General features: G+C 44.4%; 6 protein-coding genes and 1 rRNA gene. 3 read left to right on the forward strand and 4 right to left on the reverse strand.

Annotation, left to right across the window (positions count from 1 at the left end; all coding sequences use genetic code 11):
- The 3 genes from rrf to VRU48_RS00010 all read left to right on the forward strand — a co-directional run.
- Window positions 1-77, forward strand: a 5S ribosomal RNA gene (gene rrf, locus VRU48_RS19615); the annotation flags it as partial.
- 172 nt (window positions 78-249) lie between these two features.
- Window positions 250-1,230: an acyl-ACP desaturase gene (locus VRU48_RS00005; protein WP_330105879.1), complete on the forward strand. Its 981-nt coding sequence runs from the start codon at window positions 250-252 to the stop codon at window positions 1,228-1,230.
- Between the two features lie 143 nt (window positions 1,231-1,373).
- Complete coding sequence (locus VRU48_RS00010; RefSeq protein ID WP_330105880.1) at window positions 1,374-3,506, forward strand: glycoside hydrolase family 20 protein; 2,133 nt, start codon at window positions 1,374-1,376, stop codon at window positions 3,504-3,506.
- A gap of 137 nt (window positions 3,507-3,643) precedes the next feature.
- Here the strand turns inward: VRU48_RS00010 and VRU48_RS00015 are convergent, their stop codons facing one another.
- From VRU48_RS00015 to VRU48_RS00030, 4 genes are all read right to left on the reverse strand, one after another.
- On the reverse strand, window positions 3,644-4,537 hold the full coding sequence (locus VRU48_RS00015) for an MBL fold metallo-hydrolase (protein WP_330105881.1): 894 nt from the start codon (window positions 4,535-4,537) through the stop codon (window positions 3,644-3,646).
- Between the two features lie 42 nt (window positions 4,538-4,579).
- The gene (locus VRU48_RS00020) at window positions 4,580-7,948 is read right to left on the reverse strand and encodes a methylmalonyl-CoA mutase family protein (protein WP_330105882.1); all 3,369 of its coding nucleotides are present in this window, start codon (window positions 7,946-7,948) and stop codon (window positions 4,580-4,582) included.
- 148 nt (window positions 7,949-8,096) lie between these two features.
- Entirely contained in the window at window positions 8,097-9,764 is a 1,668-nt protein-coding gene (pafA, locus tag VRU48_RS00025; RefSeq protein WP_330105883.1) for an alkaline phosphatase PafA, read from the reverse strand.
- Window positions 9,765-9,842: 78 nt separating this feature from the next.
- A complete protein-coding gene (locus VRU48_RS00030) occupies window positions 9,843-11,129 on the reverse strand; it encodes a bifunctional folylpolyglutamate synthase/dihydrofolate synthase (protein WP_330105884.1) in 1,287 nt (428 codons plus the stop codon).
- Window positions 11,130-11,447 lie beyond the last annotated feature (318 nt).

Consider the following 11,447-nt stretch of genomic DNA (forward strand, 5'->3'; position numbering starts at 1 on the left):
ATTCCGAACAGAGAAGTTAAGCCCGCCTGAGCCGATGGTACTGCGGTAACACGTGGGAGAGTAGGTCGGCGCCAAATTTTAAAACAGAGGCCGTCTGCATTGCAGATGGCCTTTTGTCGTTTACAGGGTTTTTAACCGGAATTACCAGCCATTTTGTTCAGAACTTTTACATAAAGACCTGTTTTAATTGCAAATAAACTAAGGCTAAGCAAAGCATTATGCGTATCTTTGCACTCTAATTTAAGTATAATGAACATCAACTTTGGATCGAGAAGGGAAGTAATGAAGCATATCGAAAAATATATGCTTGAAAAAATGCCCGAATACCTTAAACCTATAGATGATATCTGGCAACCATCTGATTTTTTGCCTGATGCAAGTAGGGAAGATTTCTTTGCCAAGGTAAAAGACCTACAACAAAGCGCCAATGAACTTTCTTACGACCTGGTTGCTGTTTTGATTGGCGATACCATTACCGAAGAAGCATTGCCAACCTACGAATCGTGGTTGGTTACTGTTGATGATGTTTCTAAAGACGAAGAAGGTGGCTGGATGAAATGGACCAGACATTGGACTGCCGAAGAAAACAGGCACGGCGATCTTTTAAACAAATACTTATACCTCTCTGGCCGTGTAGATATGCGCCAAATGGAAATATCTACCCAATATCTGATTGCCGATGGCTTTGATATCGGTACGGGAAGAGATCCTTACAGAAACTTTATTTATACCTCTTTTCAGGAGATGGCTACCAATATTTCGCACCGTAGGGTGGCTTCTTTGGCTAAAAAAGACGGCGATACCTTGTTGTCTAAAATGTGTGGCGTAATTGCTTCCGACGAAGCTAGACATGCCAAAGCCTATAAAGATTTCATTTCTCGCGTATTTGAAGTTGATGCCAATGAAGCCATGTTGGCTTTCGAAGATATGATGCGCAAAAAAATCGTGATGCCGGCACACTTCCTAAGAGAAATGGGCTTGAAAATCGGTCAAACTTTTGGCCATTTTACCGATGCCGCACAACGTTTGGGCGTATACACTTCTACAGATTATGTAGATATCTTAAAACAATTAATTGGCGATTGGAAGATTGAAAGCATGAGAGAATTGAACGAAGCTGGCGAAAAGGCCAGAGATTATATTCTTGCCTTGCCTGATAGGCTGTTAAGGGTAGCCGAAAGAATGAAGAATCCAAGCATGGAATACAAATTCAAATGGATTTTAGCATAAAATGAAGCGACTTTAGGGTCGCTTTTTTTATGGCAGGAACTAGGGTTTTATGAAATATGGGTGTAACATTCTTTTCATTAAATCTTATAGACGGCTAAGACTACAGAATGTTTTTTATATTTGGGTTAAACTACACCTTACCTATGTCTATACTGAAATCATCAAAACTTGCCTTTTTGGCAATGGGGATGGCTATATCTGCTTATAGCTATGCCCAAACCGCAACCAATCCTGCACCCCATGTTATTCCGGCACTAAGAGCATGGAAGGGGGCCAGTGGCCAGTTTCGTTTAAAGAAGCAGGTAAATATTGCTATACAACCTGGAGCTAAGGCAGCATTGATGCCTTATATACAGACTTTTTTGAATGACTTGAGTATCGCTTTGCCAGGACATCGCTTTGTAATCAAAGACAGCCATCCTGCAAATGGAGATATCTATTTCAGCTTAAAGGCTGATAGTTCGATTAAAAAAGAAGGTTATATTTTAAAAATTGGCGATCGGATCGATATCGAAGCCCTTGAACCAAAAGGTGCATTTTGGGCTACGAGAACGCTTTTGCAGTTATTGGAGCAAGATCCACGGCATGAAAATATAGCAAAGGGAGAAGCCAGGGATTATCCGCAGTTTGCCGTACGTGGTTTTGTGTTGGATGTAGGCCGAAAGTTTTTTAGCCTGAAGTTTCTGCGCGATTATGTAAAACTGATGTCTTATTATAAACTGAACGACTTTCAGATCCACCTGAACGACAATGGTTTTAAGCAGTTCTTTAACAACGATTGGGACAAAACCTACTCGGCATTCCGCTTAGAAAACGAAACCTATCCCAATTTAACGGCCAAGGACGGAAGTTACAGCAAGAAGGAATTTATCGAATTGCAGCAGCTGGCTACAGCTTATGGCGTAAAAATCATTCCCGAAATCGATGTGCCGGCCCATTCCTTGTCTTTTGTAAAGGCGGTGCCCGAAATAGGAAGCAAGAAATATGGCATGGATCACCTCGATATCAACAATCCTAAAACGAAGGAAGTGATTAACAATGTGTTTAAGGAATACCTGAGTGGCCCTAATCCGGTTTTTATAGGCGATGAAGTGCATATTGGTACCGACGAATATGCCAAGGCCGAAGCGGAGAAGTTCAGGGAATTTACTGACGACTATATTAAATACGTGGAGAGTTTTGGCAAGAAAGTAAGGCTTTGGGGCGCGTTAACACATGCCAAAGGCAATACGCGGGTTAAGGTGAAAGACGTAACCATGAATGTATGGTACAATGGCTACGCCGATCCCAAAGAGATGATCGATTTGGGCTACGACGTGATCAGCACGCCCGATGGTTGGCTTTACATTGTGCCTAAGGCTGGCTATTACTACGATTACCTGAACCTCAAGAAAATCTATAACGAATGGACACCGAACATAATCGGCAATCAAACTTTTGAGGAGAACCATCCAAAAATTAAGGGTGGCTCTTTTGCCGTTTGGAACGATCATGTAGGCAACGGCATTACCGAAAAGGACGTACACGACCGTGCTTTTCCGGCTGTTCAGGTATTGGCCCAGAAAATGTGGGATGGTACGGCTGCTAAAAGCTTGCTGAGCTATGATGAATTTGCCAAGCAAAGCAAAAGGCTGGGCGAAGGGCCTGGACTTAACATGCGAGGCCAAATCATCGGCAAAGATAGTTTGGTACTTCATTACAGTTTCGACAACAAAAAGACTACCGATATCAGCGCCGATAAGCGTAAGGGGACGATTAGCCATTTGGTGCAATTTAATAAGGCTAAAGGTCGCAAATCGGCTTATTTTAAGGATGGAGAGGCCTATATCCAAACACCTTTAACAGGTATCGGTTACAACTATACGGTTTCGTTTTGGATCAATCCCGAGGAGGCGAATGCCGACGATGCCGTGCTGTTTTCATCAGCTGATGCCACGGTAAAACTTAAGCAGCAACAAACCGGAAAACTGGGCTTTTCGCGAGAAAACTACCATTACAATTTTAACTATAGTGTTCCTGCAAATACCTGGACGCACCTTGTGATTACCGGAAACAACAAAGGAACCAGCCTCTATGTAAACGGCAAGCTGCAAGAAAGGCTGGAGGGCGCCATGCAGGAATTTCCAAATACCAAAGACAAAATAGCCAAGGTACAAACCTTATTCTTCCCATTGGAGTATATTGGGGCACCTAAAAACAGTTTTAAGGGACAATTGGATGAAGTGAAGGTGTTTAACAAAATACTAAGCGACGAAGCCATCAAGAACCTGAAATAAGGTGAAAGACTAAAGCTTAAAGACCAAAGGTAAAAGGTAAAAGGTGAAAGGTTGGAAGGAGGAGGGTGTAAGGTAAAAGGGAAGCCTCGATTTGACGGCTTCCGTACCTCAAACCTCACATTTTCTTCCTTAAAAACCTAGAATAAAAGCTGGCCTTGTTGGGCAAAGTTAAAGCCACGGCCAAGCAGTTGTTTTTGGGTGACCATATCCCACATCAGCGGATTGGTATGGTTGAAGTGGATAAAATACAGCTTCCGCTTGGTCTGTTGGTCTTCTTTTTCGAACAAGGCTTCGGTTTCGCTGACCAACGGATGGGGTACTTCGGCAATGGGCCTGTTGCCCAGTTCGGTGTTGGTGTAGAACGTAGCATCAAGCAGGGCGATATCTACCTGTTTAACCTGGTCGATAATATTTTTGTTCCACTTGCTCCATTTGTCGATGTCGGGAATAAAGAGGTATTTTTTGGTCGCGGTTGTAATCTTAAAGCCTGCAGTTTCCGAATATTCGTCGCGGTGAGGTACCGTAAAAGCAGTAACGCTATTGTTTTCGATGCTTAGTGGCTCATCGACTTTTAAACTGATGAGGTTGATGTTCTTCAGCTTAACCAATTGGCTCCAAGGACCATTTTGTTCTAAAAATGCCTTCATTTGAGGAAGCACATAGACCTTTAAGCCGTTGGTATTCATGGCTTCCCGGCCAAACTCCATCAGACCTGTATAATGGCCAATATGGGCGTGAGTGATGAAAATGCCCTCGGGCAGGTAAGGGTATTGTTGGTGGGTTTGTCCGCTGAAATCCTGCAATTGCTGTTTAATATCAGGCGTAGCTTCGAAGAGCCACCATTTTTTATGAACAGGATCCACCAAAGCCAAGGCCACCACATTGCGTCGTATTTTAGGCTTGCTCCAGGCTTGGGTGCAACATATTTTGGTACAGCCCATTTGCGGGTAACCGGCATCTTGTGCCACGCCCAACACCAATAGGTAAGTAGTTTTAGGCTCCGCGAAGCTAAATGCATTGAGTTTAGCCAATAAAAGGGCTATTACTAAAATCAGTCTTCGAGGAGCCATCGCTTACATATTTCTTCTGTATTGTCCGCCAACTTCGTAAAGCGCCTTGCTAATCTGTCCCAAAGAGCAGATCTTGCATACTTCCATCAATCTTTCGAAGATGTTTTCGCCGGCTACGGCCGCTTTTTGCAATCCTTTGAGGGTATCTTCGGTTTTGGCCGAATTTCTCTCTTGGAAGGCTTTAAGTGCCTCGATCTGGTATTGTTTTTCTTCTTCGGTAGCCCGGATTACTTCGCCCGGAACAATAGTTGGCGACCCGTTTTTGTTCAAGAAAGTATTTACGCCCACGATCGGGAACTCGCCGGTATGCTTCAAGGTTTCGTAATACAAGCTTTCTTCCTGTATTTTTCCCCTTTGGTACATGGTTTCCATGGCACCCAATACGCCACCGCGGTCGTTAATACGTTTAAACTCCGTCAATACGGCTTCTTCTACCAAATCGGTCAGGTCTTCGATAATGAACGAGCCCTGCAAAGGATTTTCGTTTTTGGCCAGGCCCAGCTCGCGGTTAATGATGAGCTGAATAGCCATCGCCCTGCGTACCGATTCTTCGGTAGGGGTGGTAATGGCCTCGTCGTAGGCATTGGTGTGCAACGAGTTGCAGTTGTCGTAAATGGCATAAAGCGCCTGCAAAGTTGTTCTGATATCGTTAAAGTCGATTTCCTGCGCGTGCAACGAACGACCCGAGGTTTGGATATGGTATTTCAGTTTTTGCGAACGATCGTTGCCTTTGTATTTGTTTTTGATGGCTTTGGCCCAAATTCTTCTGGCAACACGGCCAATTACCGAATATTCTGGATCGATGCCGTTGCTGAAGAAGAAAGAAAGGTTTGGCGCAAAATCGTCGATGTGCATGCCACGGCTAAGGTAGTACTCTACAAAAGTAAAGCCGTTGCTGAGCGTAAAGGCCAATTGCGAAATCGGATTGGCACCGGCCTCGGCAATGTGGTAGCCCGAAATAGATACCGAATAAAAGTTGCGCACTTTTTCGTCGATGAAATATTTTTGGATATCGCCCATCATGCGTAAGGCAAATTCTGTAGAGAAAATGCAGGTGTTTTGGGCCTGGTCTTCTTTTAAAATATCGGCCTGAACGGTTCCGCGAACCGAACTGATGGCATGGGCCTTGATTTTGGCATAAACGTCGGCAGGCAGCACTTCATCGCCTGTTAGTCCTAATAGCATTAGTCCCAAGCCATTGTTGCTTTGCGGCAGCTCGCCTTGGTAAGTTGGACGTTCGATGCCTTTGGCTTTGAAAATTTGTTTGATTTTTGCTTCTACTTCAGCCTGCAAGCCATTCTCGATAATGTATTTTTCGCATTGCTGATCGATGGCCGCATTCATGAAAAAGCCCAACAGCATAGGCGCAGGACCATTGATAGTCATGGATACCGAAGTAGATGGCGCGCAAAGGTCGAAACCCGAATAAAGTTTCTTGGCATCGTCTAAAGTGGCGATACTTACACCAGAGTTGCCAATTTTTCCATAAATATCGGGACGAACGTGCGGATCTTCACCGTATAGGGTTACCGAATCGAATGCGGTCGACAAACGATGGGCTGGCTGACCCAGCGAAACATAGTGGAAACGCTTGTTGGTTCTTTCCGGACCTCCTTCGCCGGCAAACATCCGGGTAGGATCTTCGCCCTCGCGTTTAAGCGGGAATACACCTGCGGCATAAGGAAACTCGCCCGGTACGTTTTCGGTGAGCAACCAGCGCAAGATATCGCCCCAATCTTCGTATTTAGGCAATGATACCTTCGGAATTTTAAGCTTAGAAAGCGATTCGTAGTTTAAAGCTTGTTTAATTTCCTTATCACGCACTTTATATACGAAGAAATCGGCCGCATATTTCTCTTTTACGCCTGGCCATTGACGTAGCAGGCGCTTGCATTCGCCATCCAATTGTTCGTCGAGATAGCTGTAGGCATCATTCAAGCCATCGCCAAAGCTGTTGTCGAAATCCTTGGCCATGGCCATTACGCCTTGCAACTGATACAGTTTACGGGCAATCTGGCATTGCTTAGCTACCCATTCGTTATAGGTTTCGCTGGCTTCGGCAATTTCCGATAGGTAACGGATACGGTCTGGCGGAATGATGTAGATTTTTTCGGATTGGTTGCTGGTCATTTCCATGCCGGCTTTAAAGTCGACATTGGTTTTGGCCTTTAAACGGTCCATTAAGGCAACAAACAGGTTGTTCATGCCCGGATCGTTAAATTGCGAAGCCATGGTGCCATAAACCGGAATTTCCTCGTCTTTGGCATCGAAAAGATTATGGTTGCGCTTGTATTGCTTGCGTACGTCGCGCAGGGCATCTAAAGCGCCGCGTTTGTCGAATTTATTGATGGCTACCAAATCGGCAAAGTCTAACATGTCAATTTTTTCCAGTTGCGTAGCCGCACCGAATTCTGGTGTCATCACATAAAGCGAAACGTCGCAATGCTCGGTAATTTCGGTGTCTGACTGACCGATACCCGAAGTTTCTACGATAATGAGGTCATAGCCGGCCGCTTTACAGATGTCAATACTTTCCTGAACGTTTTTGGATAGGGCCAAGTTAGCCTGGCGTGTGGCCAGCGAACGCATGTAAACCCTCGGATTGTTGATGGCGTTCATTCGGATCCTATCGCCCAAAAGCGCGCCACCGGTTTTGCGTTTGGAAGGATCTACCGAGATAATGGCCAAGGTTTTGTCTTTTACCTCGATCAGAAAACGCCTCACCAATTCATCAACCAGCGACGATTTACCCGAACCGCCGGTGCCGGTTATCCCCAATACAGGAGCCTGGTTTTTGCTGGTCAGTTTTTTCAATTCGTCTACAAACTTTTGCGCACCTTCTGGATCGTTTTCGGCCACGGTAATAGCCGATGCGATGCTTTTAACCTCTTTTTGAGGAATATGCGTCAATTCGTTGGTAATGGCTTCGGTGGTAATGAAATCGGTTTGCTCCAGCATGTTGTTGATCATGCCTTGCAGACCCATTTTGCGACCATCGTCTGGCGAGTAAATCCTGCTGATGCCATAAGCCTGCAGTTCTTCGATTTCTGAAGGGAGGATTACACCGCCACCACCGCCAAAAATTTTGATATGGCCTGCGCCCCTTTGCTGCAACAGGTCGTACATGTATTTGAAATATTCGATATGGCCACCTTGATAGGAAGTCATGGCAATACCTTGCACATCTTCTTGGATGGCACAATTTACCACTTCTTCTACCGAGCGGTTATGACCCAAATGGATTACTTCTGCACCTGACGATTGCAAAATGCGACGCATGATGTTAATGGTGGCATCGTGCCCATCGAAAAGGGCTGCAGCGGTTACAAAACGGATTTTATGCTTGGGTTTATAGACTTGAACTTGCTCCATGGAGTATTTTATATTTGGTGAGCAAAGTTAACAAAAACTAGGTAGCGGCCATAGAAATCACCGAATAGATACAAATAGCTGACATAGCAAAAAGCCCCGTCATTTGGCGACAGGGCTTTTAGAAATAGCTTTTGCGAGCTTTAAGCGTTTATTGGTGGGTCAGTTCGGTAATTGGCGAACCTACGCTGCCGCTTGGCATCTGAATGTGCAACATGGCTGCCAAAGTAGCTGCAATGTCGGTCATGTAATGGGTTTGGTTGGTTTTGCCAGGCTTTACTTTCCAGCCCATAAATACCAACGGAATATGCGAATCGTAAGGATACCAGGCGCCGTGCGTGGTACCGGTTTCGCCACCATCAAACCAGTTTGGCTTCAGGATGAAATAGATATCGCCACTGCGACGGGCATTGTAGCCATTGGTTATTCTTTTTCTGATTTCTTCCGGAATGGTTGAAGTATTCATAATCTGTAAATCAACTGCATCGGCAATGGATTCTTGTTTTCTCAGGTAGTTTACAGTGGCTTGTTTGATTTCGGCAAAGTTTGCTTTTTTCTCATCGATTACGCTATGGTCGAAATAAACCTCGTTGTTCATTACCGTAATCACAGATTTTTGCAATTTGAATTGGTTTACCATGATGCTATCGATGCCTTTGCGCAATTTAGAATTGCTAACCAAGCCACCCGGCAGTTTGTTTTCTTTCATAAATCCGGGAACGTGCGCTACCGCGTGGTCGGCCGATAGGAAGAACAAATAATTGCCTTTGCCCAGTGTTTTGTCCAAATAGTTGAAGAAATCTTCCAAATCTTTATCCAAACGCAAATAAGTATCTTCAATCTCGATAGAGTTTGGACCGAATTGGTGACCTACGTAGTCGGTTGATGAACAGCTGATGGCCAAGAAATCGGTATTACCGGTTTGGCCCAGTTTTTCTTCCTTGATGGCAATTTTAGACAAATCGAAGGTCATGGTGTTGCCATAAGGTGTGCTCCTGATCAGGTCGTAGTTTTTGCCGATGGCATCGGTTAGTTTATGCGGAAAAGCGGAAGTGCTTTCGCCTTTGAATTTACCTTCGTAAGGTTTATCATCGGCTGTGCTTTGGATATAGGTAGAGATTGGATATAAGGTATTCCAGTTTTTGGCGTAGAAATCGTTAGCTACTTTCTTTTTGTTGTAGTCGGATACCCAAGTAGGCAGGGTTTGCATGTAATAGGTGCTGGTAATCCAATCGCCGGTACCGCCGTCATACCAATAAGCGGCATTGGCCGAGTGGCCGGCCGGTAGGATAGAACCCCTGTCTTTTTGCGAAATACCGATTACCTTGCTTCTAAAGTTGGTCGCCAAACGTAGTTCGTCGCCAATGGTAGTTACCAGCATGTTTTTTGGCGACATTTCGCCAGCTCTGGTGCTGCTGCCAACTGTTTTTACATCTCTGTCTTCCGAGCAGTAAACATCCCTGCCCAATTCTGGATCGTACCAGTTGTTGCCGATGATGCCGTTAATGGCAGGTACAGAACCCGTATAGATAGAGGTGTGGCCGCAGGCCGTATAGGTTGGCGTATAAGGAATGAAGGTGTTTTCGGCAGAAAAACCATCATTGATCAGGCGTTTAAATCCGCCTTTGCTGTAACGATCGTAAAAACGGTAAAGATAGTCCCAACGCATCTGGTCTATAACCAGGCCCACTACCAGTTTAGGGCGAGCAACGGTTGCCGGATAGTTGCTTGTCGTTGTGCTTGGCTTAGTCCACTTTTGTGCAAAAACCTGCACATTGAGTAGCGCTAAACCCAAAATTAGGGAATACTTGAATTTCATATGAGTTAAGTTATGCCGTAAAAGTAGCAATTGATGTGTGAAGTACGAATGAATTTAAGGTAAATAATGTATCATTTGTTATATCATTTCTGCTACAACAAAGGTGCTTCCACCTACAAATATCAAATCTTTTGGTCCTGCGCTTTGCTTGGCATCGGCTAAGGCTAAGGCAACACTGGCAAAGGTTTTTCCTTGTAAGCCGAATGCTGCCGCTTGTTGGGCCAGCTCAGTGGCGTCCAGCGCTCTTTCTAATTGTGGCTGACAGAAATAGTAGATAGCTTCTTTGGGCAACAAGGCCAGCACCCCCGAAATATCCTTGTCTTTGACCATGCCGATTACCATATGCAACTGTTCGTGTGCTGTGTTTTTGATATTCTGCAACACCTCGGTAATTCCGGCTTTGTTGTGACCGGTATCGCAGATGACCAAAGGGTTTTTGCTTACGGTTTGCCACCTGCCTTGTAAGTCAGTTAGTTTTTTTACGTTTTTTAAAGCTTTGTAAATTGCCTGATTGGGAATAGCATAGCCTTGTTTTCGAAGTTGAATAACGGATTCGATAACGGTGAGGATATTCTTCAACTGATAGGTGCCGGTTAAGTCGAGGGCTAGTTGTGGCAAGATACAATGCTTACCTTCAAACACATCTACTACTAAGTACGCACCTTTTTGATGCACATTGGCGATGTGGAGCTTTGCAGCTGCAAAGTAGATTGGCGCATTTTCGGCTTTTGCTTTTTTGGCAAAAACAGGTTGGGTTTCCGAATGGGTTTCGCCGATTACTACTGGAATGTTTTTCTTGATGATACCTGCCTTTTCGAATGCGATTTGGGGCAGGGTATCGCCTAAGATATTGGTATGGTCTAAGCTGATATTGGTGATAATCGAAAGCTCGGGGGTGATGATGTTGGTTGAATCCAGTCGACCGCCCAAGCCTACTTCAATAACAGCGATGTCTACTTTTTCTTGCGCAAAGTAATCGAAGGCCATGGCAACGGTAGCTTCAAAAAAAGAAGGTTCTATGGTTTCGATCAATTGTTTTTGGCCTTTTACAAAAGCTTGTACAAAGGCTTTCGAAGCCATTTTGCCATTTACCCGGATGCGTTCCCTAAAATCTTTGAGGTGTGGCGAAGTATATAAGCCGGTTTTGTAGCCGGCCTCCTGCAAGATGGCGGCCAGCATGTGCGAGGTAGAGCCTTTGCCATTGGTGCCGGCAATGTGTAAAGTTTTAAACTTGTTTTGCGGGTTGTCGAGTGCATTGCATAAGGCAAGTGTGTTATGCAAATCCTTTTTAAAAGCTACAGCGCCTACGCGGGTAAACATGGGCAATTTGCTGTATAAAAAATCAAGGGTTTTTTGATAGGTCATACGGAACTTTGAACAGCAAAAATAGAAATAATTTCTTTTCGGTTTTCAGTTGATGAAAAGGAACAGATACACAAATTTTTGATAAACTTAATGCCTTAATGGTTAACAAATTTGAACCACTTGAGATGCCTGAGAAAAGCTAAGCATATAGTTTGATCGCAAAACCAAGTAACTTTTTAATTCCTTAATGGTGTTGTTGCGTAAGGTTTTGGACCACCTAAGACACCTGAGAAAAGCTAAGACAGGGTTAGGTTAATTAAAAGGGAACCTTAATTCCTAAATGGTTAACAGATTTGAACCGCCTGAGGCACCTAAGAA

The sequence above is a fragment of the Pedobacter albus genome (assembly GCF_036324255.1).
GTDB lineage: Bacteria > Bacteroidota > Bacteroidia > Sphingobacteriales > Sphingobacteriaceae > Pedobacter > Pedobacter albus.

Coding starts and splice junctions, on each gene's coding strand:
- VRU48_RS00005 (WP_330105879.1), top strand. CDS start 250: ATGAACATCAACTTTGGATCGAGAAGGGAAGTAATGAAGCATATCGAA.
- VRU48_RS00010 (WP_330105880.1), top strand. CDS start 1,374: ATGTCTATACTGAAATCATCAAAACTTGCCTTTTTGGCAATGGGGATG.
- VRU48_RS00020 (WP_330105882.1), bottom strand. CDS start 7,948: ATGGAGCAAGTTCAAGTCTATAAACCCAAGCATAAAATCCGTTTTGTA.
- pafA (WP_330105883.1), bottom strand. CDS start 9,764: ATGAAATTCAAGTATTCCCTAATTTTGGGTTTAGCGCTACTCAATGTG.
- VRU48_RS00030 (WP_330105884.1), bottom strand. CDS start 11,129: ATGACCTATCAAAAAACCCTTGATTTTTTATACAGCAAATTGCCCATG.